Annotated in this window: 29 protein-coding genes and 2 pseudogenes; 25 read left to right on the forward strand and 6 right to left on the reverse strand. The window is 35.7% G+C overall.

Annotated elements, in window-relative coordinates; translation table 11 throughout:
- Positions 1–19 precede the first annotated feature (19 nt).
- The 11 genes from NST14_RS11945 to NST14_RS11995 are packed head-to-tail and all read left to right on the forward strand — an operon-like array spanning position 20 to position 9,964.
- Entirely contained in the window at positions 20–1,006 is a 987-nt protein-coding gene (locus NST14_RS11945; RefSeq protein WP_445662295.1) for an XkdQ/YqbQ family protein, read from the forward strand.
- 8 nt (positions 1,007–1,014) lie between these two features.
- Positions 1,015–1,461 carry a hypothetical protein gene (locus NST14_RS11950; RefSeq protein ID WP_073535919.1) on the forward strand — a complete coding sequence of 149 codons (447 nt, stop codon included), beginning with the start codon at positions 1,015–1,017 and terminating at the stop codon, positions 1,459–1,461.
- Positions 1,454–1,915, forward strand: coding sequence for a contractile injection system sheath initiator (locus NST14_RS11955; protein WP_073535918.1), 462 nt, complete (start codon positions 1,454–1,456; stop codon positions 1,913–1,915). Before NST14_RS11950 ends, NST14_RS11955 begins: the two co-directional genes overlap by 8 nt.
- Positions 1,912–3,054 (forward strand): baseplate J/gp47 family protein, encoded by a 1,143-nt coding sequence (locus tag NST14_RS11960; RefSeq protein ID WP_341118780.1) that lies wholly within the window; start codon positions 1,912–1,914, stop codon positions 3,052–3,054. Before NST14_RS11955 ends, NST14_RS11960 begins: the two co-directional genes overlap by 4 nt.
- A complete protein-coding gene (locus NST14_RS11965) occupies positions 3,044–3,607 on the forward strand; it encodes a putative phage tail protein (RefSeq protein WP_073535916.1) in 564 nt (187 codons plus the stop codon). Before NST14_RS11960 ends, NST14_RS11965 begins: the two co-directional genes overlap by 11 nt.
- Before the next feature lie 4 nt (positions 3,608–3,611).
- Complete coding sequence (locus tag NST14_RS11970) at positions 3,612–6,680, forward strand: hypothetical protein (RefSeq protein WP_341118782.1); 3,069 nt, start codon at positions 3,612–3,614, stop codon at positions 6,678–6,680.
- Positions 6,680–8,086: a PQQ-binding-like beta-propeller repeat protein gene (locus NST14_RS11975; RefSeq protein WP_073535914.1), complete on the forward strand. Its 1,407-nt coding sequence runs from the start codon at positions 6,680–6,682 to the stop codon at positions 8,084–8,086. Before NST14_RS11970 ends, NST14_RS11975 begins: the two co-directional genes overlap by 1 nt.
- Before the next feature lie 13 nt (positions 8,087–8,099).
- Positions 8,100–8,534 carry a hypothetical protein gene (locus NST14_RS11980; RefSeq protein ID WP_341118785.1) on the forward strand — a complete coding sequence of 145 codons (435 nt, stop codon included), beginning with the start codon at positions 8,100–8,102 and terminating at the stop codon, positions 8,532–8,534.
- Positions 8,527–8,673, forward strand: a complete 147-nt coding sequence (locus NST14_RS11985) for a hypothetical protein (RefSeq protein WP_175556103.1) — start codon at positions 8,527–8,529, stop codon at positions 8,671–8,673. The genes NST14_RS11980 and NST14_RS11985 overlap by 8 nt, the downstream gene beginning before the upstream one ends.
- Before the next feature lie 32 nt (positions 8,674–8,705).
- Positions 8,706–9,131, forward strand: a complete 426-nt coding sequence (locus NST14_RS11990) for a phage holin family protein (RefSeq protein ID WP_073535912.1) — start codon at positions 8,706–8,708, stop codon at positions 9,129–9,131.
- Positions 9,131–9,964 carry a GH25 family lysozyme gene (locus tag NST14_RS11995; protein WP_073535911.1) on the forward strand — a complete coding sequence of 278 codons (834 nt, stop codon included), beginning with the start codon at positions 9,131–9,133 and terminating at the stop codon, positions 9,962–9,964. Before NST14_RS11990 ends, NST14_RS11995 begins: the two co-directional genes overlap by 1 nt.
- Positions 9,965–10,012: 48 nt before the next feature.
- Here NST14_RS11995 and NST14_RS12000 read toward each other — a convergent pair whose 3' ends face one another.
- Both NST14_RS12000 and NST14_RS12005 read right to left on the reverse strand, forming a co-directional pair.
- Positions 10,013–10,672, reverse strand: a complete 660-nt coding sequence (locus NST14_RS12000) for a hypothetical protein (protein ID WP_073535910.1) — start codon at positions 10,670–10,672, stop codon at positions 10,013–10,015.
- Positions 10,673–10,876: 204 nt separating this feature from the next.
- Entirely contained in the window at positions 10,877–11,086 is a 210-nt protein-coding gene (locus NST14_RS12005; RefSeq protein WP_073535909.1) for a helix-turn-helix domain-containing protein, read from the reverse strand.
- Positions 11,087–11,290: 204 nt separating this feature from the next.
- Here NST14_RS12005 and NST14_RS12010 point away from each other — a divergent pair, with 204 nt between their 5' ends.
- The 5 genes from NST14_RS12010 to NST14_RS12030 all read left to right on the forward strand — a co-directional run bounded on the left by NST14_RS12010 (position 11,291) and on the right by NST14_RS12030 (position 15,325).
- Positions 11,291–12,121 (forward strand): ParM/StbA family protein, encoded by an 831-nt coding sequence (locus tag NST14_RS12010; protein WP_073535908.1) that lies wholly within the window; start codon positions 11,291–11,293, stop codon positions 12,119–12,121.
- Positions 12,114–12,383 carry a hypothetical protein gene (locus NST14_RS12015; protein ID WP_073535907.1) on the forward strand — a complete coding sequence of 90 codons (270 nt, stop codon included), beginning with the start codon at positions 12,114–12,116 and terminating at the stop codon, positions 12,381–12,383. The genes NST14_RS12010 and NST14_RS12015 overlap by 8 nt, the downstream gene beginning before the upstream one ends.
- A 152-nt stretch (positions 12,384–12,535) precedes the next feature.
- Positions 12,536–12,919 carry a hypothetical protein gene (locus NST14_RS12020; RefSeq protein WP_073535906.1) on the forward strand — a complete coding sequence of 128 codons (384 nt, stop codon included), beginning with the start codon at positions 12,536–12,538 and terminating at the stop codon, positions 12,917–12,919.
- Positions 12,916–15,114 (forward strand): hypothetical protein, encoded by a 2,199-nt coding sequence (locus NST14_RS12025; RefSeq protein WP_080493066.1) that lies wholly within the window; start codon positions 12,916–12,918, stop codon positions 15,112–15,114. The genes NST14_RS12020 and NST14_RS12025 overlap by 4 nt, the downstream gene beginning before the upstream one ends.
- A complete protein-coding gene (locus NST14_RS12030; RefSeq protein ID WP_073535904.1) occupies positions 15,107–15,325 on the forward strand; it encodes a hypothetical protein in 219 nt (72 codons plus the stop codon). The genes NST14_RS12025 and NST14_RS12030 overlap by 8 nt, the downstream gene beginning before the upstream one ends.
- A 167-nt stretch (positions 15,326–15,492) precedes the next feature.
- On the opposite strand, the pseudogene NST14_RS12035 reads toward NST14_RS12030, so the two are convergent.
- The 3 genes and pseudogenes from NST14_RS12035 to NST14_RS12045 form a co-directional block, all read right to left on the reverse strand.
- Positions 15,493–15,603, reverse strand: a pseudogene (locus tag NST14_RS12035) (thioredoxin family protein); the annotation flags it as partial.
- Positions 15,604–15,642: 39 nt separating this feature from the next.
- Positions 15,643–15,878, reverse strand: a pseudogene (locus NST14_RS12040) (hypothetical protein); the annotation flags it as partial.
- 505 nt (positions 15,879–16,383) lie between these two features.
- Positions 16,384–16,992: a hypothetical protein gene (locus tag NST14_RS12045; RefSeq protein WP_000807968.1), complete on the reverse strand. Its 609-nt coding sequence runs from the start codon at positions 16,990–16,992 to the stop codon at positions 16,384–16,386.
- Between the two features lie 75 nt (positions 16,993–17,067).
- On the opposite strand from NST14_RS12045, the gene NST14_RS12050 reads away from it, so the two are divergent.
- The 3 genes from NST14_RS12050 to NST14_RS12060 all read left to right on the forward strand — a co-directional run bounded on the left by NST14_RS12050 (position 17,068) and on the right by NST14_RS12060 (position 18,762).
- Positions 17,068–17,298: a terminase small subunit gene (locus tag NST14_RS12050; protein ID WP_000883188.1), complete on the forward strand. Its 231-nt coding sequence runs from the start codon at positions 17,068–17,070 to the stop codon at positions 17,296–17,298.
- A 444-nt stretch (positions 17,299–17,742) separates the two neighbouring features.
- Positions 17,743–18,096, forward strand: coding sequence for a hypothetical protein (locus tag NST14_RS12055; protein ID WP_033670822.1), 354 nt, complete (start codon positions 17,743–17,745; stop codon positions 18,094–18,096).
- 390 nt (positions 18,097–18,486) lie between these two features.
- Positions 18,487–18,762, forward strand: a complete 276-nt coding sequence (locus tag NST14_RS12060) for a hypothetical protein (protein ID WP_000525900.1) — start codon at positions 18,487–18,489, stop codon at positions 18,760–18,762.
- A 123-nt stretch (positions 18,763–18,885) separates the two neighbouring features.
- On the opposite strand, the gene NST14_RS12065 is transcribed toward NST14_RS12060, so the two are convergent.
- Complete coding sequence (locus NST14_RS12065; RefSeq protein WP_000443219.1) at positions 18,886–19,023, reverse strand: DUF3956 family protein; 138 nt, start codon at positions 19,021–19,023, stop codon at positions 18,886–18,888.
- Between the two features lie 204 nt (positions 19,024–19,227).
- On the opposite strand from NST14_RS12065, the gene NST14_RS12070 reads away from it, so the two are divergent.
- The 6 genes from NST14_RS12070 to NST14_RS12095 all read left to right on the forward strand — a co-directional run bounded on the left by NST14_RS12070 (position 19,228) and on the right by NST14_RS12095 (position 23,457).
- Complete coding sequence (locus NST14_RS12070; RefSeq protein WP_000464534.1) at positions 19,228–19,626, forward strand: CHRD domain-containing protein; 399 nt, start codon at positions 19,228–19,230, stop codon at positions 19,624–19,626.
- Positions 19,627–20,002: 376 nt separating this feature from the next.
- Positions 20,003–20,254 (forward strand): DUF3947 family protein, encoded by a 252-nt coding sequence (locus tag NST14_RS12075; RefSeq protein WP_000500111.1) that lies wholly within the window; start codon positions 20,003–20,005, stop codon positions 20,252–20,254.
- Between the two features lie 616 nt (positions 20,255–20,870).
- Positions 20,871–21,371 carry a sigma-70 family RNA polymerase sigma factor gene (locus NST14_RS12080; RefSeq protein ID WP_000401919.1) on the forward strand — a complete coding sequence of 167 codons (501 nt, stop codon included), beginning with the start codon at positions 20,871–20,873 and terminating at the stop codon, positions 21,369–21,371.
- Positions 21,361–22,383, forward strand: a complete 1,023-nt coding sequence (locus NST14_RS12085; protein ID WP_074532974.1) for an anti-sigma factor — start codon at positions 21,361–21,363, stop codon at positions 22,381–22,383. The genes NST14_RS12080 and NST14_RS12085 overlap by 11 nt, the downstream gene beginning before the upstream one ends.
- The gene (locus tag NST14_RS12090) at positions 22,365–22,676 is read left to right on the forward strand and encodes a hypothetical protein (RefSeq protein ID WP_000417668.1); all 312 of its coding nucleotides are present in this window, start codon (positions 22,365–22,367) and stop codon (positions 22,674–22,676) included. The genes NST14_RS12085 and NST14_RS12090 overlap by 19 nt, the downstream gene beginning before the upstream one ends.
- Before the next feature lie 244 nt (positions 22,677–22,920).
- Positions 22,921–23,457 (forward strand): complement C1q domain-containing protein, encoded by a 537-nt coding sequence (locus NST14_RS12095; protein WP_229142720.1) that lies wholly within the window; start codon positions 22,921–22,923, stop codon positions 23,455–23,457.
- Positions 23,458–23,584 lie beyond the last annotated feature (127 nt).

The following is a 23,584-nucleotide window of genomic DNA, read 5'->3' on the forward strand; positions in this document are numbered from 1 at the left end:
AGGGATTACATTGCTTGAGGTGTTAATCGGCAAAATGGACGTAACAGAAGCGGTAATTCCTCCTATCGCATTCGATGATGATTATCAGTCAGGGCCAGTGAAGGTTGAATTTTCACTCGTGCACCATAAAGAATTTAAGGATTTAGATGGTAAACCGTTACAAATTAAAGTCGGTAAAACCGTTTGGTTTAAAGGGTTAATTCGTGCATACCGTGATGCGAATGGGAAAGAAATACAAATTACTGCGTATGATCATTTATTTAATTTGGTGAAGTCCGATGATGAGTTTGTGTTCCAAAATAGAACGGCAACACAAATGATGCGTGAAATCTTAGGGAAATACAATTATCCAATAAAAGAAATGGTGGATATTGGCGTTGTATTTCCGCTTATGCATTTAGATAAAAACAATGCAGAGAGTATATTTGATATAATCATCATCATTCTTCACGAGAGTAAGAAACGAACAGGAAAGAAATATTGGGTGCGTTTTGAACCGGAAGGATTGCGTGTTTTCGAGTGGACACCACCGAAACTCGTTCCTGTATTAGGCGCGGGTTTAACGAGTGTAGAAAAGAAAGTGTCATCGGAGAATGTAAAAAACCGTATTAAGGTTGTGAACCGCGAAAAAAATATTGTCGCATTCCAATCTGATGGAGGTTCTATACGAAAATACGGACCGTTATCGACAGTGGAAGAGTATAGCGCAGAAACAGAAGCTGCTGCACAAAGTAGAGCAGACAGTATGCTGAAACTGCAAACACTTCCGGATGTATCAAGAACAATCGAACATGTACACGGATTAGATGAAATAAGGTTCTGGTCTGGTGATTACGTGTATCTGGAAGATGCAACGGAAACGGTGCTGGGTGGGTATTATTTTCGCAAAGTATCGTACAAAGTGTATAAGAACCGCGTTGTATTAAGTGCAGATGTTGCGAAAACAACGACACTGCCAAATAAAGCATACGTACCGCCAGAAGAAGTGAAAAAAGAAGAAGGGTAGGTGAAAGGATGAGAGGTATCGAGCGAATATATAATCATATTACAAACGCAGGAGACAAACCAGAAGAAAGCGAGTTCGCACTCGGTAAAGTGATAACTGGTGAACCAAACGTGACGATACAAATTCACGGTTCATCAAAGGCTTTGCCAAGTGCTTTTTTTGTTATACCGCATGTGAAATTCATAAAAGATGAAACAGTACTGGTACAACGAATTGCTGGAACAGGTCCCGCAGATCGGCAGTATGTTTTGAAACCACTTCATGAAATGGTCGCAGTTTGTACTTATACCGGTTCTGATTACGTTGTTCTTGCAGATAACAGTATTAGTTTTCCGGCAGCTCAAACATTTTGTCCCTGGCCGATTTCAGCTGGTACGAAAGCACTTGTTATTCCTAATCGTTTTCCTTCTATATCCAAAAATGACTTATGGGTGGTGGTGAACACCTATGTTTGATTCTATACCGAAAATCAATTGGAACTTCGATGAGACAGAGGAACAAAGGAAAAGTGAAGAAATCACCGGTTATTTAACGCCATTGTTTGATTTTGAAACATGTGAGTTTGTCACAGATGCAAACGGAGCTGTCACAATAGATGAGGGGCAACGAGGTATGGCAAATCTCATTGAGAAAATACATCGTGCACCAAGAAACGCTTACCGGGTTTATAACGACGATTATGGCACAGAAGCACGTAGTGTATTAATTGATCAGAACTTAAATGAAGCAGCAAAAATACTGCGCTTAAAAGAAGCAATACGAGATAGTTTGATTTATGACGACAGGATTATTGATGTGAGTGTCATCAAGATTGAACGTCAAAGCGATGAAAAATCTGCATTTGTTGCGGAATACACAGTATATACCATTTACGGAAATATCCCTGTGAGAAGGGAAGTGACAGAATGAGTTATCCTGCATGGTGGAATGAAACAGAAGATGATGTCATGAGTCGTTTATTAAGTAAAGTCGATAAGAAGTGGGATAGAAGGCAGGGCGGTTTTATCTATGATGTATTAAAGCCACTCGCAATCGAACGCAGTGAAGGCAGAAAAGAACTGAAGACATGGTATTACAATGGCTTCGCACAATATGCAAAAGGTACTGATTTAGATGTCATTGTAGAAGCTAGAACACCACTCGTTCGTTATCCAGCGCGTAAATCACAAGGGAAAGTGACCGTGTGGGGAAATGAAGGTACTAAGCTGATTAAAGGTGCGAAATACGTGTCTGTTCGTTACGAACTCGATAAAAAAATTATTGAGTATGTGCAATTAGAAGAAGCTGTTATCGGAGCGAATGGAAGTGTGACAGTCAACATCGAATGTGTTACGCCAGGTGAAATCGGGAATACAGGACCAGGAACGATTGAACTCATGGAATCAACATTTGGTGTTTCTAATGTATCTAATAGCGAGCGCATCACTGGTGGAGAAGAAGCGGAACGCGATGAGGATTTTGCGAGCCGTTATTTTACGTGGCTGAGGGAATCATCAAACAGTGGAAATATTGGCGATTATATTCGTTGGGGGCTTGCGATCAAAGATATAGGTGGTGTATTGGTTCATCCAGTCGCAAATGGAGAAGGTACTGTAAAACTTTTGATTTGTGATTCGAGTTTTATGCCAGCTTCAGATCTGCTTGTAAAAGGAGTAAAAGAAATTATCGCGCCAACTGACAAACTTGGTGACGGAAAATCTCCAATCGGAGCGAGTGTATCTGTTATTTCTGCAACAGCGGTTCCAATCAATTTATCAATTAAAGTGTCCTCTTTAGACGGAATTGATGATATTAAAAAAGTATTGATTAAAGAGATCACTGCATATTTGCGAGCGTGTAACAAGCTCTATTGGCGTGATAATGCAAGTAGGCAATCCATACTGAGAGAGCCTTATGCGATTAGCCATTTAAAAGCAGGTGCAATTGCGGTAGATGCATTCGGGCTGATTCAAGCGAAAGAACTTCTGATGAATGGACAGCAAAAAGACGTTGTTGTGAATTATGGTCAAATTGCTGTATTAGGTGAGGTAACGATCAATGCGACGTGAGGAAGTAGTAGAACGTTTACTTGAATATTCCATGCGAGAATACCGCAGCTCTCACCTGTTTAATAATTTAATGCAAATCATTGCTGATGAATTGATAGAAGAAGCAAAGGAACGAGTAGAAACGAAAAATCAGTTTCATGTTGATACTTGTACATGGGGCATTGACGACTGGGAACGAGAATGTAGCATCACCGTGAATCTAAAAAAGCCGCTTGATCAAAGAAAATCATTTGTAAACAGTAAATTGAGAAGTATTGGTGCAACAAGAATTGCGATGATTAAGAAAGTAGCAGAAAGCTTCGAGTACGGTGAAGTGGACGTAACAGAAGATATTCCGAAGTATACGGTCAATATCAAATTTGTTGGAGAGTATGGCATACCGCCAAACTTAATAGATATCCGAATAGCATTACGTGCGATTATTCCAGCTCATTTAGATATTAACTACATCTTTACTTACGTGACTTGGAATGAACTTGATAATGCGAACTTACCGTGGACTGAAGCAGATAAATTGAAATGGACTGAATTAGAAGCATACAGAAAGGTGTGAGAGTATGCCAAGGTTAACGACTCGATTGAAGTTATCACTTCCTTTAAGCAATGAATATGTACAACGGGAAGTATTAGTAAAAGCATTTGAAGAAATCGATAGATTAGTTATGCTGCAAGGTGATCTTGATGAGTTAAAGCGAGCGGTAAATAAATATACCGATGATTCTATCAAAACATTGAAAGATGAAACGGAAAATAAAGTTGGGAAACCAAATGGTATTGCAGGGTTAGATAAAGAGGGCAAGGTACCAACAACACAGTTACCGAAACGTGAAGCGAAAGATGTGAACTTAGCTGATGCGAAGGGATACTACTCTGAAAAAACAGTTGAGTTCGCCTTACAGCAAGTTGGAGCAGATTTAGCTGAAACGGATAAGAAGTCGCAGTTATTACAGCAAGGATTAAACGTCCTAAATGCACCAGTAGCATCTTCATTATCAGTAGAAATTCAAGGGCGTACACTTGTAAATCTATTAGGACAAACCAACTTAGATAATACGAAATATTATGTATTTATTCCGCAAAAAGGAACTACAAAAATTTTGTATGGTGGCAATACGTACGAAGGTGTTACGAGATTTACTGGGCAAGCGACTGTATCTTATTCGATTAAGCAGGATTTTCGTGGGAAAGTAGCAGGGAATGTTGTTGAGAATGGGAATATAAGTAAGGTTGGTTTTGGTAATTCCTTGCTAAATCCAACTAATTTGAATAATTTCCCTTTCGAGGTGGAATATGACCGTATAAATACTCTTAACGGAGTTTATAAAACGAGCAATACAATAAGTGATGGTCAATTTCCTCAAAACGTATTCTCGTTCAACATCATCCGTACATTAGAAGACAAATTCGGACCTCAAATTTGGCAAGGGAAAACAACACTCGCTGAGAAAGTTGCAATTGCGAAGCAGATTGTTACAAAAATTGCATGTAACTGGTGGGGATTTGGTAGTGGTGCTAATGGGAATAAAGCGACATTAAATAGATGGGTCGGTACAGGGTATGCTGTTGGGGTTAGTCACAATAATGGTACTGTTACTAAATTATCTTATAGCGCAGGTGGAGCGCTAGTAGAATTACAGTCGGATGGATTTGTTTATTTCCTTGCATCCGCAGAACCATCAAACGGTACTGTAGCATCCGTAATCAACACAGATTACGTAGAACTGGAGCTAGAAGTGAATACATCATTACCGCTGCTAGAGGATGCTTTATACGAAGTAGACCAATCGACCTATAACAAGATTAACGTAGATCCAGAGTACAGCGGTCAAAAGTTATTGGATAAATTCCCGTATGTCCAAGGTGTGCAACATTTAAATCCTGTGGTGACTGTGGAAGGTGGGAATTTGATACCACCGTTCACGGATTTAGCTTGGCGATTACATGCGAATGCAAGAGTACTGGCTCCTTATGATTTAGAATTAAATGCAACCAATTGGAATCAAGATAATGATGTTAGATTAAGGGTAAATGCGAATCAAAAATATAATTTATCGTTCCCGATGGCGTGTGTATTTAAAATTAATTCCATAAGTTCAAACGGAGCAATAAAACAAATTTTAAATGATACTAAAAGTAGCAGTGTAACTTTTGTAACTCTAGCTGAAACAGTAGAATTACAAATAATTTTAAGGCAAGAAAATCAGTCAGGTTTATCTGTTTTTTCAAATCCAATGCTAGTTTTAGGAGACAAACCAAAACCATTCGCGCCACGAAATCCATCGTATTTATACACGAATGCGGTATTAGCAGGGCAAAACGGTGTAAATGATGTGTTGCACCAGGAAGACGGACAGTGGAAGGTGCTTCGTAAGTGGGAACGAGATGTTGTGTTGGATGGCACGAAAAACTGGTTTAATGTAGTAAATAAAGAAGGGTTTAAAATTTTTGGTTACACAATAGAACAATCAACTGTAGCACAATCTCCTATTACTCAAAAACCGACAGGGTTATTTATGAAGCGAGAATATAATTGGAATGTCCCTGATACCTCCTATATTGATGATGGGAAAGTCGTGACATTAACTATACCTAATGTGGAATCAGGGTACTCACAAGATTATGTACCAGTCCTAGAAGAAATCAAAGCCTATTTCAACGGCTGGAAAGTAAAAACCACCGATGCAAACGGCAAGCCTATTGCATGGAAATCTGTTGTTGACGATAAAGACGCACCAACGCAAACACTTGCCTATGTGAAAGCGAATAGAGCGCCTAATTATACGCCATATAAGTTAACATATCAGCTTGCTACTCCAAGAGTTGAAAATGTACAAGTTGAAGGTGATCTTGCTGTAAGGGGTATGACGCAGGTGAGTGTCGATAGTGGTGTTGTGGTAAGAGAGAGGGTAGTGCCACAAACGGCAACAGGACAACCAGGTGTTTACTATATCAACGGTCAGACAAACCCTGCAAACCCGTTAAAGAATAAATTAAAAGATATGGTTGCTATTTATAAAAATGGTGTGAAGGATAATATGTGGACTCGGTATGCATCAACAAGTGCGGCGTGGGGAACTGAATCTGCGAATTATGACCCAACAGCCGAATACACAGTCACATACCTAGTGCAAGATAAACACCAATTTACAACAAATCCAATCGATGTAAAGGCAACATACAATCAATCTCTTAAAACATCGGTAACAGAATTAGTAGAAAAACAAGCAGACACCGCAACAGGACTTTCTATTCTAGTAAATGCAACGAGTGAGAATACGAAAGATATAGTAGCGCTGAAAAAAGCAACTGCTGATAATACAACGGACATCACCGAACTGAAAAATAAAATGAATACCAACTCCAATAAGCTGGATAAACACCTTGAGTCACTCAGTCGATTCCGCAGCAATAAAGATGATAACGGTATTTTCCGTACCATCGAATGGAAGACGAAAAGCGGTATCTTGAGAAGAAAAGCCATTATTACCGTGAGCGCAACAACGGGTGATTACGATAAACAAACTGTTGCAGAGTATGCTGATGATGGAAAGACGATTACGAAAATAGATGAATACAAACTCATTCTCGATGGTGACGGAGATATAGTAAACGAGGTGTTGCAATAATGCCGTATTTACAAGAACATGGTTTTGGTGGTTCCTCTCTTGGACTCAAACGAGTCATTAACGTGTTTATCCAAAAGGCGGAACCGAAAGCCTTATTAAAGGGAGATATATGGGTTAAAACCGATATTCCTCCAAATAAAGTACTACTTCTCGAAGAAGGACTGGAAGCACCGAAAGAGGAGGGGAATATCTGGATCATTCTGAAAGACATCGAAATGAAGATGGTCTTAGAAAAGATTGTAAAAGTCTTTTCGAATAAGAAGGAAATCAACATGGATTACTCAAGAAACTCCATTATTAGCAACATAAACTTGAATAAATTACATGTATTTAAAAATAAATTCATGCAAATTTACTCCATGTTCGGTATTGCGAAAATGTACCGTAACGGAAAATGGGAATGGCTCATTGCGGATTACTGGGATGGAACGAAGTGGGTGAATTTCAGTAACTTGCAAGTGTATGTGTATTATGCAACGTACAATGGGCAAGTCCAGTTAAATGCAAATTCTACAGTAAAACAAATCACAAGTCATGATGGAAGTCCTTTATGGGGCTATAATACAACATATGAAAATATACAGTCGTTAGCAGTAGATAAAGATGGTTACGTTATGACAGGTGAATATGTAAGAGGAAAACTTACGAGACTTTCCCCTAATGGCAGTGTAGCGTGGGGGAAAACTGCTAGTGAACGATTGGGTGGACTTGATCGGTCGGGTACTCCCGCGATTGCGGTAGATAAGGACGGATTTATTTATGAGGGTCTTGGGTTGATTTTAGTCAAACGAGATACACAAGGTAAAGAAGTTTGGAAGCGAACGATAAATGAGTCGGATGGATCAATAACTCAAATAGTAACGGATAAAGATAATAATATCTTTGTTTTGTTCAATACAGGGGCGACATCTAATTCGATAAGGGCTAGGGTGTTTAGATTTGACCCAAGCGGTTCTCAGATATTTAATTTACCTGCGTCTAATGCGGGGAATAATTTTGCTTTTGCAATGAATAACACGCATGTCTTTATTGGAGCGAATGGTGGGACTATCGTTCGAATTACAAAAGACGGAAAAGAAGTGAAGCAATTTAATTTAGGATTTGATTGTAACGGATTAGGTATAGCGGTAGATGCAAATAATCTATTCTTTACGTTCCGAGATGGTGTAGCAAAATACGATCAGAACTTCCAACAAATCTGGCGCTGTAAGTTTGCTGATAAAGCTGAATCGGTTGATATTGTCCTTTCTAAAGATGGATTTATTTATGCTGCAGCAAGAAGTAAATCCATCAAAAAAATAGCACCTGATGGAAAAGAGTTATGGTCGATAGGTCCGGAACAAGATGAAATTACTCGTATGGCTATTTTTGAAGGACCATACGCAACATTCGCAGACTTATGGTAGAGGAGGTTCTATTATGATTTATTTAGGAGCATTAACAAAGCGAAATGAGAACAGTACAGAAGCTCGTGTCGGTTTCATCCATCGCTATCCATTTGATGCACAGCACGGTTTAAAGCAAACGAAAGAAGAGTTAGAACTGACAGGTGTACTTGTAGAAGAATTACCCGATCCAGAACAAAACGGGAAAATTGCTGCGCTTTATGTGGACTTAGCAACGAGTAAAACGCATTATGAATATATCGATCCGCCAGCAAGCGAGATTGACCGTTCTGAATTAGAAAAATTAAAGCAGCAACAAGCACTTTTAAAAAACGCATTGGATGAGTTAATTATTACGAGTCCAACAGTAGAGCAAGTGGAAGCTTTTAAAGATAAACTTAAGTTAATGCAGCAAGCATTAGATGAAATTATCGTCCCACCAATGGAAGGAGGTGTGATGAATGGCTGAGTACATTGCACAACGTATTATTGAAGAAGCATTTTCGTATGAGTATATTATGACTCGATTAAAACACTTTAAAGAACGCATCGATAAATACTTAACGGACAATGGAAGAGCAGATTTAATTAAGAATAGCGCACAATAGTGGGCTTTTTTATTTTGGGAAGGAGAGGAACAATGGAACGAATTGATGTATTACTAAAATCTTTTATCGCTGCTTTTGGTGGCTACTGCGGATACTTTTTGGGAGGGTGGGATACAACGTTGAAAGTTCTTGTTATCATGGCAGCAATCGACTATATTACCGGTGTATTCGCAGCAGGCTTTAACGGGGAATTAAAAAGTAAAGTGGGATTTAAAGGCATCGCCAAAAAGGTGGTGCTTTTTCTTTTGGTTGCAGCAGCTACTCAAGCGGATGCAATTATGGGAACAAACAGTGCAATACGAGAAGCGACGATTTTCTTTTTTATCGGAAATGAGTTACTGTCTCTTTTAGAAAATGCAGGAAGAATGGGAGTTCCACTTCCGCAAGCTTTAACGAATGCTGTTGAAATTTTAGGTGGGAAACAAAAACAAACGGAGAAAAAAGGAGTGGATCAATAATGGGACAAATCGTAGATATTTCAAAATGGAACGGAAATATTAACTGGCCAGTCGCAAAACAGTATTTGGATTTTGTAATTGCTCGTGTGCAAGATGGCTCAAATTACGTTGATCCATTATACAAAGGATATGTACAAGCCATGAAGCAACATAACATTCCTTTCGGTAACTATGCGTTTTGCCGATTCGTTTCCATTGCTGATGCAAAGAAAGAAGCGCAAGACTTCTGGAACCGTGGAGATAAAAGTGCGACGGTCTGGGTGGCTGATGTAGAAGTGAAAACAATGGACGACATGAGAGCTGGCACCCAAGCGTTTATCGATGAGTTATACCGTTTAGGTGCTAAGAAAGTCGGCTTATATGTCGGCCATCATATGTACGCTCCTTTTGGTATGGCAAATGTAAAATGTGACTTTGTATGGATTCCGCGTTATGGCGGTAACAAACCCGCTTATCCATGCGATATTTGGCAGTACACAGAAACGGGAAATGTACCTGGTATTGGTAAATGTGATTTAAATGAGTTAATTGGAAGCAAGTCCTTGGCGTGGTTTACAAATCAAATTGCTGAAAAAACAGAGAAACAAGAAGAAGGAGTGGAGATTATCGTGAATAAATTTAGTAAAGTTGTTACGTATGAATTTGGTACAGCGTTAGTATCTGAGATGTTAGGAATGATGGATGCTCTTGGATATAAATCTAATATTGTTTCTTATGGAGATAAACAAGGGCTCGTGCGTTTTGAAACCGATTATCGCCAAGGAAACGAATTAGATAGAGCTACTGCTTGGCTAGATGCGAAAGGACTTAAATACTTCTATACAAAAGAATAGTTTGATGAGCAAAAATAAGAGCCGTCCTGTTGGGCGGCTTTTTTTCGTTTATTTTATATCAAATTCAATTAATTTTTCTTCTCCAACAGGAGTAAATTCTTTATTATGTGGTTTTTTAATAGAGAGTTTTAAATGACTAATTTTTTCAGGTTCCCCATCAAGAAGGAAGATTACATTCCCTTGTTTCTTTACCTTCCCAATATATTCTCCACCCAGATGGTCACTAATAAAAGTAGAAGCTTCTACTTGTTCGCCGTCATTTGTAACAAGTACAGCTTGGTCAGGGTAATAAGAATTTGTATCATCAGTTGTATTTTCTATTTTCATCGCAATCGTAACAACAGTTACTTTGTCTTTATCTTTAAACATTTGTTTGTAATTAGGACTAACTTCCATTTTCGCTACTTGTGCTTTATTTAATTCTAATTTGAAAGGACCAGAAGTTTCAGCGATGCCAAGATTTTCGTTCTTTTTAAGAACTGTTAACGTACCGTATTCGCTTTTTCGTGTTTCTTTTTCAGAAGTAGCAGCCGTTTCTTTGGATGCTTCTTTCTTTTCTGTTGTCGTATCTTTTTTCTCCGTCTTTGCTTCTTTAGATTCAGTAGCCTTCGGTTCTTCCTTTTTTGTAGTGTTCTCAGTAGATCCGCATGCAGCAAGCCCCATTGTTAAAACCGCTGTTGCAACTAATACAGATAGCTCTTTTTTCATGATAATTTCCCCCTGAGTATGTATTATTGACACGGTTATAAGTATATCAGATTAATTAGAAAATTTTACAAAAAGTTAATCCATAAAAAGATTTTTGCAAGAAACATGCATTATTTTAAAATACATGCATAAGCTTTAGCATAGCTCGCAAGCATCGCTAAGAGCGCAAAAGCGTCCGTGGGGTAAGTATACCTTCGGGCGCTTTTATTTGTTTTCAGCTTGTAATATCCAAATTTTTTCAATAGGAACCTGTAATTTACGTGAGATCATATAAGCATTTGTGAAATTAGGAAGTGTTTTCCCGTTTACAATGAGACTTAATGTTGACCGATTAATCCCCACAGTATCAGCAAACTCACCAATTTTTATATCTCTTTCAGCGAAAATTACTTTTAATCTGCATTTAAATTCCATAGAAAGTCACCTCTTTGTCTAATTCCATAAACAAAAAGCTAATCCTTTAAAAAAGTACAACTCAAACACAAAAAATGTTGAATTGTACAGGCAAGATAGACAATCATACGGTAATACAATTAACTAACAACGGTAATACCAATGTAAGACAGTAAGACAGAAGTATTACATTGGTTTAACACTTGTAATACGGGAGGGAATGAAATGGAGATAGTTGTTGTGGATGCAGGAAATAAAGAAGTGAAAGGAGTTACAAAAGAAGGTGTTTTCTCATTTAATTCATTTTTGGGTGAAGCGCGAAAAAGAAGATTAGAAACAAACTATCAAGATGAAATGATTGGCATCTACAATGGAGTGAATTTTTTTGCAGGTGAATTAGCAGAAAGAGAATCCGAATTTCCAAGAAACTCAATGGGGCTTTCTAAGGCTCATGAAGATGCTAAACTGAGAATTTTAATTGCTATCCATCGTTTCAGTAAAACGAATGATGTTAAATTGATTGTAGGTCAGCCGATTGAGATGCATGATGAAATTGAGAAAGCAGAAATAAAATCAATGCTTACTGGAATCCACACATTAATACTAAATGGAGTAGAAAAAAGATTTCAAATTAGTCGCGCGGAAGTAGCTGCTGAAGGCGCTGCGTCCTATTGGTGTATACCAGAAGAGCCATTTGTGAGGATTATCGATGCAGGTAGCGGAACCATAAATATCGCTACAGTTAAAGATGGCCAGTTCATCGATAAGGAAAGTTTCACACTTGGATTTGGTGCGGAATCTACAAAAACAAGAGATATAGGAGCAATGGGTTCAGGTGTAATTTCTGCCTTAAATCGCTTTAATCGTCATGATCCTATTCGCATTGGTGGAGGCATTGCAGAAAAATTAAAACCTATCATCGAGAGTCGATTCACAGATTGTAAGGTTATTCGTCCGAGTTTTGAATCGGGTTCGAAAGTAACAAAATTGCATTCTAAATATGCAAATGCAATTGGTATGTATAACCTAGCAAAGGTGGTTTATGGCTGTGAGTAAAAATAGAAAAATCCGAAGTGTATCTTTTAGTAAAAAAGACCCATTTGAAATGTTGTTATTTAAACATGCTGAAAAAAATGGTGTTTTTTCAAAATATATAAAACGTTTGATTCAACGAGATATGGAAGGCGTTTCGCTATCTAATTTAAATGCAATAACAGCGCCAACTTCTTTTCAAATAGAAGAAACAAAAACACCTCCTGTAAAAGAACAAGAGGTGAAGGTATCTATGTCAAATCGTAAAGCGACGTCGTTTATTTGATTCATGATATTGCATCAACAAGTAACTTTAAAATAAGTAATCCTGAACCAGAATACATTAATGCTTTACCTATCACTACTAAGACTGGCATACCGTCAGCTCCTTACTTGTCTAAGTATGTATAGTATTTACATCTAAAGGAGAGATGATGAATGGCAAAAGTTGAAACGTATAATTTTCGTGAGTTTATGAGTGGCGAATATAAGGAAAAGAAAAAGAAAGAAAAACCGATTTTATATGCGGCTGGATTAGGAGCATCATTACTTTTAGGTAATACTCAACAAGCTGCAGCAAGCGGCTGGATTGAAGATAAAATAATTAACGCTTTTGAACCATTAATTCAACTTATACAAGGTATATCATATCCAGTCTGTTTTCTCACAATCAGTTCTGGTTTTATCTTAGTAATGCTTGGACAAAAGAGTGCAGGAATTAATATGATCAAATGGTCATGCTTGGGCTACATAGGCCTACAATTCGCACCAGCAATTATGCAAATACTTGTTCAAATCGGAAAGGCGATGGTGGTGAAATGAAACATATTCAAGTCATCCCACATTCCAAATTAGAGAATAATCGTGTTGATCATTTTTCACAACAGCTTTGTATGTATCGTTCGGTATTTGAAAGATGGAATAAACAAAAGAAAAAGCTTGATAAAAACTTTTTATCATGGGAATTGGTACTTCAACCTAAACAAACACATTTTTTAGTTACAATACCAACAGATATGGATAAATCAACCGAAAAGGCTATTCATTCTACATGGCCAAATGTTACAACAAAAGAAATAGAAGACCCATTCAAAACATTCACTCCAATATATATATCGACAATGGAACTACGATATCATTATTTTCTATCTGTAAAAGTAGATCGTAGAACGAACTGGTTAAATTCTTTATTAGAGACATTGAACATCATGAAAGATGATGAAAAAATTATTATACAAATTTTATGCCATCCAGCTCACTACGATTGGTATAACTCGGCTATAGAGCAGTATGAACGATTTAAAAAGGATGGACACATGCCTTTACGCTTCCATTTTAATAAAAGAGATGTGGCATATATGGCCTCGAAAGCTGTTAGCCATTCGTTAGTAGGTACAATTAATTTTGTTGGGGAAATAATAGCAGGGAAAAACGCTGAAAAAATTTCTATAAAAAGCGATAGGGCAATTATTTTAAAGGACGGTCATTTAAGAAGTGAAACTCTACAAAAGACACGAGGAGATGCATATCAAATTCATATTCGCATTGCGATACAAGCGAAAGATGAAAAGCAAGCTATACTTTTGAATCGTAGTATAAGTACAGCTTTTCGAGAATTAGATGGAGATAACCAGTTAATCAATTACCCAGCAAATAGAAAAAGAACGCTCCAGCATATGAAAGAGCGCCGCAAAAATATCAGTATGTACTCTGATTATATGTCTATTCAAGAAGCATCACGTTTATTCATGTTGCCAACTTACCATTTACAAGATAGGTATAAAATTGAAAGTATTAAGCAATTAGAAACGGATGTACCAGCAAGTTTATTTGAAAATGGATTACTATTAGGCTCACAAACCTATAAGGGTGAGACCAAACAAATTTACATGCCAGTTAAAAATGAAGATGAGCTGTGTTTACCGACTGCTGTTATCGGTGGAATGGGGCAAGGTAAAACGGATGGATATGGGGCTACAAGAATGGTAGAAGCAGTAAGGAATGGGTTTGGTGCAATTTTTATTGATCCTGCTAAACACCAAGTTACAAATCAATTAAAAGAAGTCTTAGATCCATCACAATACGAAATTATCAATATTTCTGAACTAAAGCCATCTTTTGATTGGTGTGAAACCCAGTATAGTAATTATGGAAAAGGATTGTTAGCTGATGCAGTACTCTCATTCTTTGAGGATAGTTTAGAGGATAGCGTGCAAACAGAAAGATATTTACGCGCCTTTATAATTGGTATGAAGACTCCACAGTTAAAAGAGATATTCAGTATTATGGAAGATAAAAAATATTTAGCGGAAGTAATAGAAGAAATGCCAGAGGGGATTCATAAACAGACCCTTATCCAATACTTGAATGAAAGCGATAATATGCGGATGAGATTGATTAAACCTGTTTACAATCGTATGGATATGATTATGGGGGATCCGTTCCTGATGGATTGTTTCAGTAGTAATGAATCAATCGATTTTGTGAAAATTATGAGTCAGAAAAAAGCTTTTGTTATTGATGTAGCAAAAAAAGACGGTTTAACACCGAAACAAATAAATATAATTGGCAATTTATTAATGACAAAAATAAATCTGGCGATGCAAATGAGAAAAGAAGAAAATCAATTTCCGTTCTTTGTTATGGTGGATGAACCGCATCAATTTAATCGTAGCGCTAAACTTTGGGAGAGTATGGCTGTTGAAAGTAGAAAATGGCGTGTAGGATTTATTTGGTTGTTTCATTATTGGGAGCAGTTACCAAAGAAAGCACAACAAGCAATTAAGAATGCACTACCGCATTATCATTTGTATCCAACATCAAAAGAAACATTTAAAGCTTTTGCAGAGGAACTAGCACCATTTGAACTTGCGGATTGTTTGAAATTGAAAAGATATCATGCATTTAATATTTTGCGAACAGGTGGAGAAACAACTAAACCTTTTATTGCTGAAATGACATTACCACCAAATAAGAGAAAAATAAAGTTATCTAAAGGAGTGATCCAACATGACTGAATCAGCAAAAGCATTAAATGAGGTTCTACGTAAGTATGAAATGAGTAGTTCTCAAGTTGCTTATTGGCTATATTTAACACTCGAAAGAATGACAGAAGATTATCGTGAAAATTATTTAGAAGAACTTGGTGAAAAAGAAATGGAAAGATTAGATGCATTAGCGGATGAATTGAATGGAGTAGTAAATAACCATTGGCATTCAATCAAATAAAAAAGTGCTAACAAGTTTGCAAGGAAAACTTCTCTCAAACTTCTAACAGATTTTCTAACGAACTGAAAATTCGTGAGTAATTTTAAAAGGGAAATGGTCGCTGATATGTCCTCAAAACCTTTATGTTATAGGGATTACTAAACTTATATAATCTTTAATAATTACTTGTTCTTCACCCGCACGCAATCTGGACACCATGTAGTAAAGAACTTAACAACTACTGGCTCCTCGCTTGCGATGATGTCTTTGAATTCCTGTTCAGATTTGATTTCTTTCATGTTAGTTTCTCCTTTTTCACTATCAATATTTTTGGTTATTTAGTTGGTGTATTTGCTGTGAAAGGAAAACTTATAACGAGAACCTTTCTTTTCGGAAAATTCGTTAGCAAATTGATCCACCGCAGTTTCTTGAAGTCCTGGTACATATGAGTAGATATCCAGTGTGATTCTACTTTTTATGTCCTAGTCTTATATGCATCTTAAATTTAGAAATGAATATTAGGAACCTCACTTTTCTTTATAAGCTTTTTCGTGAGCTGTGTCAAACTTCTGAAATTGTAAGGCTACTATTTATTAGTAAGGTAAATTGTATTCATGATAGCCATTGCTATAAAGTTCTTTTCCCCATATATTTTTATGAGGTGTTGTGAGAGAAGAGATTAAGTGGCGTTAGCGGAGTTCCAGCAACAATTACAGCTAAATAAAGTAATGCAGGTAAAAGAAGCAAGGCTAACTAGAAGGGAAAATTGCGGCACTGTATAGAGTGAAAGAAAAACATGATATGGAGCGAGAAAGGAATCGTAAGAACATGTTAGGAAGTATTTAGCGGTAGAAGTCAGGGGGAATGTAGATGTGATAGAAAGACAGTATTACATTATTCTTTCAAAGGGGTAACTAGGATGGTGAAATGGGTAAAGAAACTATTTTTTTAAAATGCCCACCCTGCATTGTTTGTGAGAAACAAGAAGGTGAGCTTCAATTAAACGAAATGAATGTAGTTTGTGAAAAATGTTCCTAAATTACGCATGAACAAGACATATAAAGAGATTCCTACACCCTTTATATCTTATTCCATAAATAACAAAGCTGGTGAGCTTCTGATTCAAGAGCTATTACATGATCATTATTAATAGAGTTATTCGTATACATTTTGTTCTTTTGGATATTAAGGACCGTATAATTCACATTGTTATGTTCATTCGAAAATGTTGATTCGTTTAATAATGTTAATGTTGAGTTGATGTTATATTTATCAATTCGCTCTTTTTTTCCTTTGAAAAACAGTTTAATAAGATGTGGCTCATCATTAATGAGCAAACCAAGTTCAGGTGATGAGCGGACGATTAAATTATGTGATAACCAATGTGATTTACCTGGATCAAACCAAGAGACGTCTTTGTTTTTAATAAATTTTTTATACTGCTTTATAACATCAATGTAGTTTTGCTTTTTCTTCTGGTCAACAGTTTGTACTAATGTTTCAAAACAGTCAAAAGCTAGTTCGTTTTTATGAAATTTAATAACAGTTTCTCGTAATTGTTTCCAGTAATCAAAAACTGGGTGATATTCAGGTTGAGATTTAAGATTTTTTACAAAATTTGTTTTAGCTGCACTACTTTTCAGTGTAAAGTCTAAAAATTGTGTAAGTCCTACTTTAATTTCCGCCATGTTACACCCCCTTTCCGAACATTACTAATTCGATAGTGGAAAGGGAAATCCTGCATTTTTAAGGAGGTGAACGAGATGCTAGATGATGAAGAGTTGACGGAACAAGAACGGCTCTTTTGTTTGTATTATGTGAAATACTTTAAAGGGAAACAAGCTGTACGGAAAGTTAGGTATGTAAAGAGAAGCACGCATAGTACGAGTAGTCGATTACTTAGAAGAGAACATATAGCATTTCAGGTCAGAGAGCTTAAAGCAAAAATGGTTGAAACTATATTTGGGGAAGTAATGAGTGGGTTAAATGAGTAAATCAAGATTGCTTTTACTAATACGAAAAAGGTCCTGTTGTTTCCAACAGGACCTTTCCTAAAATGGCAAAGAGTAACTCTTACCTTACTCTTCTCGTATATAATACATGAAAAAGATAGATGTGTATACAACAAGAAATTCCAATATAATTATTTGAATATAGTGTTTAAAAATAAAAGAGTGGAATTTCAAATAAGGAATTAAATTACAAACGCTGATTTATCAGGTGATACAAATGAATTTCTATCAAATTGTAGTTAATAAAGTGATATTGAGATAATAAGATATGTAATTTTGCATACCGGATTGTAAAAGCGAACAAGGGTATAAATAATCTAAATAATACGGAAGTTGAGGGAGAGTAATACTAAAATTTCATTTATTTTTTACTGTAATAAATTCATTTGAATAGAAGTGAAAAATAGAGATTTGCCTTAGTCATTTATGAAAGTCAAGAATATTTATAACCATAGGAGTAAATACACAGGTCCGATTTTTGTAATGATGGAGGGAATTGATGTGGACATAACTCAAAGCATGGCAAGAATAGTAGTTAATGGGAAAGATCTTCCGTTTCGTTTAGTTAGTACTTCTGTATGGAATCAAGGGCCTGTAAATGATTTAATTGTTTCAACAAACGAAAGAGTCGAGGATTTTTATCAATTTATGTGGTCGCAAGTACCAGTAATGCTTGCGATGTATTTTCTTCAAGGGGCAGACTTAATGAGGTTTGCTAGAATTACTGGGATTAATCAAAATGTAACGGGAGAATATATTTATCATTTCTCTTGGGGATAAAATGAATGTAAAGTAGCGTAACAGCTGCTTTTTTAATTTGTAAAGGAATTTAATGAGGTTAAGAAAATAAGATTAGAGCGTGATATAGATAATTTGTGACTGTTTTTAAACTCATAAATATAATTAGTTGCTTCTTTTAACACAAGGGAGCGATTGATAGACTAGCTTAAAAAATAAGATTGTAACTATCTTTTAAAATAATAAATGGTAATTTTTACTTTTTTGGATGAACTATTTTTATATAAAAATCATATAATATGTTGCGGGACAAGCAAACAGCTTATAAACTATTGAATACTCAATGAGATTACCTTTTGTATATCTTCGTATTTACTGATCCAGATGTTCTTTTTTATCGAACAAAACGCCCATTATGATAGGAGGTTAATAATGGGGATGACATTAGAGGAATTAGAAAAGTGTTATATTAAAGCCTTAATTGAGGGAGCAGAGTACGTAGCTGTTCAGATTGAAATAGATGGATTTCATAGTGAGGAAGTAATTATTAACGACAAATATAATATAGATTCTGAATTAAAGTATTATAAGAAAACATACAATGAAAATTTAGAACATAGATGGACCCCAGGGATTCGTATTATAGGTTTTGCATATGGCTATTCGTTCTCAGAAATTCTACATGAATTAGGGTTGCTAGTGAAGTAATGATAAAACAAATCGCAATTATTGTACGTGATGCCGTGATTTTAATGGCGTCTTTTTTTGTTGTGAAGGAAAGGTGAAAATAAAAAAGAGGGCTTAAGCCCTCTTTTTATAAATGCCTAACTTTTATGCACAGATTGGAATTCCTAATGCTATTAAAGTCAATGCTACTTGAAGAGAAAGTTCTAATCTAGCAATTTCGATTCCAGCAACTGATACCACTAAAAGAGGTTGTCCATTAACGAACAAAACACAACTTTCCATATTTACACCTCCCTTCTAGTAATCTACTACAATATATGAATCAAATTTAAAAAACGTTATAGTTAAATTAATGGATTTTATAAAATTGATAAATTAATCTATCATATAAAATGAATTTTTATTGGTCTAACAACTGCTTCTTTATCACTTTATATAAAGGGTATGAATATATTAGTAGTATATAAAAGCATAGGAGTGATAGATATGTTTTTTGCAAAGCTACGTGGTAGAAATGAAGTTCCACCAGTAGAAACAGACGCTCGAGGGGAGGCTTTCTTTAAATTAAGCCAGGACGAGCTTAGCCTAAAATTTAAGTTGGATTTATTTGATATAGAGGATGTAGTAGTTGCCCATCTGCATATTGGAGCAAAAGGAACTAATGGTCCTGTTGTAGCTTTTTTATTTGGACCTATAACAAATCCGGTTTCAATAGAGTGTGCAACGCTTACGGGAATAATTACTCAAGAAGATTTGGTTGGGCCGTTAGCGGGTCAAACATTAGCTACTCTTGTAAATGAAATCATATCTGGAAACATTTATATTAATGTTCATACAGTACAACATCCTAATGGTGAAATTCGTGGACAATTGAATTATTGCTAAGAAATTATAGTAGTGAAAAATAAAGCATCCGTTTAGGGTGCTTTTATTTTGTGGAGGATGTATAGATAGATAATTTACCTTTAATAATCTTAAAAATTCATTTGTATAGTTTTGAAGGTAATCGAATGGAATTAGAAATAGTGAATTTTTTACCTTTTTAGTTTGTAAAGTAATTATCGAAAACTTGTAAATGAAATGCCCCTCCGAAAATTAAATTAGTATTAGGAGATAAACTTTGTAACTGAAATATGAAAGTGTAAGAGAGAATAGAAATTTTTAAACCTAATCAAAGCTAATAGACTAACTTTCAGCACCCACTGAAATAAAGAATCATAACATAATTTGTAATAACTTATATGAAAGTGAGCTGAAAAAAATGTTTTATTCGTATTTTTATTCTCAAGCGGGTATGCGACCAGCATATGGTACATCAATAACGTTTAGCGGAGCACAAAGTACAGTTCAAGCTGTTCAACAAGCGTTACAAATGCAACAACAAATGCAAATGCAACAACAAGGTATCCAGCCGTATTATTCATCTATGGAGTATTTTTATCCAGTGCATCAAATCACACCGTATGGAAGTTCTTTTCTTACGATTCCATATGGAACTGTCTTCAATCTATAAGCTGAAAATTTTATGAATAGGAGCAGGTATCCCAAACCGATTATTAACCTAACCATTACCAATTGGATATATACGGGAAACCCAGCTCCCACCTACCTTTATCACAGATGCCGAATTTTGAGGTATCCGCAAATAGCGGAAATAATTGAGGGGGATGAGTGTATATGTAAGCGTCAAATAGTTCCATCTACAATTTGTAAATAGCTGATGAGATAATCTTTGTACATACTCTACAAGTTGTTTTTTGATAAGAAAATATCGTCGATCGAAGAAAGAATGAGAATTATCTTATCATGACAAATGATGGATAGTGGCACTATATGAAAAGATACATGAACATTTACTAACGCGAACCAGGACGAGAGGTAGCAACGAAATCCTATCTGTGGTTATATCGTACAGGAAGATTGTCCTATGACTATCAATTTACAAGAGCAGGAGAACATCCGAACCGTTTTTCCCCATTTTGAAGTATATTTATAGCCATAACATCTTATGTTTTGTTTATAATTGTAAATAGTTATTGAAACGTATAAATATTTTTTATGAATAAAAAGGAAAAATAATGCAACTTTTTAATTTGTTTATTCGTGTTATATATGAAAGGAGGAGGGGGATGGAGATTGAAGAAATATATAAAGTTTATATAAACGATGTGTACCGGTATTTATTTTCCCTTTCTCGTAGCCATCATGTAGCGGAGGACTTGATGCAGGAGACTTTTTATCGGGCGTTTCTTTATCTAGAAGACTATGAAAACCAAAAGGTGAAATCATGGCTTTTTAAAGTGGCATATCATACCTTTATTGATTTTGTTAGGAAAGAGAAAAAAGTAGCTTTTGTAGGAACGGAGGAATTAGAAACAATTCAAGCAGGTGAATCTACAGAAGAGTATGTAGTCGCAAAAAATAGTTATGAAAAATTAATTCAGATTATTCATACTTTACCGGTGGTAGAGGCGCAAGCTATTTTATTATGTGACGTACATCAATTAACGTACGAAGAGGGTGCTTCTGTATTAGATTTAAAGTTAAACACGTATAAAAGTCACATATTTCGCGGGAGAAAGAGATTAAAAGAATTGTTAAAGGAGGAAAAGAGTCAAAATGACAAATGATAAACCTCATTCTGAACAAGATGATTATAAAGAATTGTTACAAGAAGCTCTTCATCAAAGGCCGGATGCACTTTCTAATGGAAAACAGGAGCAAGTGATGAAAATAGGGAAAAAAAGAGCGCGTATTACGAATGTTTTAATTGTATTTACTTTTTTATTACTTATTCAACCTATATTATATATATCTACTCTCGCATACTATGTATTTGCACCTACAAACGCAATGGAGATACGGAATGTAGTAAATCAAACATTAAGTGTAACAGAACCAAATGTATTTTTGAAAGATAGGGACATGGAGCAAACATTGTTACCGCTTAGTTTACAATTGCATTTTGATTTGTATAAAAGGGTAGGGAAGAAAGATATTCGAATAGGAGAAGAGAAAACAGATTATATATTTAGTAGAGCAACGAAAGTTAGCCGTGAATATACAACAGATGAAAAAATTCCGGAAGTCCCATATATAGATAACGAGGTATTGTCTCATCCTAATAATTATAATTCATCCTATAATAGTAGTGAAGAAGCGCAAGTATTAAAGGGTCTTCCGCAAGAATCTGTTGTAGAAGCATTTATATCTTTTAGAGAATTGTTGAGTGTACAAGAGGTAACGAATATGTTTCCCACTATTGATATCGTCTGGTATGCCGTTAATACAGGGTTAGAGGAGAAGCAAACGAATGACGAGGGTATGTATGTTGCTCCGATTGGCTTTCCAGCAGATATGATTTCAAGACCAAGTGGTGCTTTTGTGAGTGATTCACCTCATGAGGAACAATTTATTGATGTGTTAAAGTCATTACAAAAGCATGAAAATTTAGCAGTGAAGCTATCTAGAGCGAAAGTATTAGAGTTGTCAAAGCGTATTTCTTTCCTTGAAAAAAATGGGGTAAAAACATATGGGGCAGTTGTAACAGGACCTAAAGCAGAAGTTGAAAAATTAATGAGCCACGAAAAAGTTAGAAAATTGAAAGTAGGTGAAGTGAGGTTATGGAATTGGCATTCTTAAAAAAAAGAAAGAATCATATTTATAAACAGGAAACGTGGATGGGGACTATTTCATTAATTATTGCCTTTCTGGCGTTATTATATTTGAACATTATATTGCTTATACAAGAAACATTTATAGGTAAAGGTTTTCTGCAAATAGTTGGTATTGGATTGGTATGCTCAGTCATAGGAATGATCACAAAAAGAAAAAGTCGGAAATATGCATTGTGGGCATGTAGTTTATATCTTTTTATGCTATTGTTTTCTATATTTGGATTTATGTTAGGTTGGATGATAAGCTTTGGACCATAAAAATGTGTGAAAGGACGAATGTAAGTTCGTTCTTTTTTATGCATAAAAAGTAAAATAGAAAGGAAAGGGATTTATCAAATTTGAATAGAGATTACTATACTACTAGGTTGTTGTGTTATTGAAATGTCTTCCGCTTACGTGTATATAAATAGGCGACAAGTATAGGGGGAAAACAATAGTTCGTCCAAACATTGTGAATCTCCTTTACATAATATGGAGTAATAAGCATGAAAGGGGAACGAGTATGTCTTGCTATTACTACTGTAAGTATTGTAAAGAATATAAAAAGAAACAGCATAACTGTTGTAAGAACAATAGTAAGTGTAATGACAACAAGGATAGTCTTGTTAGGGCATCAGCATTTAGAGCTAGAAATACGGTGAATCAACCTGTTCCTGCTAATACTTTTGTAAAAGTATTGTTCCAAAATGAACAATTTGATTTAGCAAATGAGTATAATCCAACAACGTCTATTTTTATTCCGAAGACTAAAGGAGTATACTCTGTTATTGGAACGATTGGTTTTTTTCCAAACGATCCTAGCTTAAATTATAGAGCTCGTGTAGAAATTCGTGTGAATGGAAACGCGGCAATAGCTATAGATAATGACTTTTTTGGTCCAATCAGTTTTGGAAATGTAGTAAGTGTTTCGACGATTATTCAATTGCATGCAGGAGATCAAGTTGAGGTTTATGCACAAAGTAGCATAGACGGAGTTTTAAGTCCTTCGGAAGACGGCTCACATTTTGAAGCTGCTAGATTCCCTTCACCAATTAAATAAAGTTGAGTATACAGCAGATAAAGGGTAATCCTCACCGAAATGGTGGGGTTTTTTCTATTAAAAGGAGTATCAGTTTGTCCAAACGATTCTAATCTATATTGCATAGTATGTAATAATAAATTTAAGG

The organism is Bacillus sp. FSL W8-0519 (genome assembly GCF_038005585.1).
Lineage (GTDB): Bacteria > Bacillota > Bacilli > Bacillales > Bacillaceae_G > Bacillus_A > Bacillus_A paranthracis.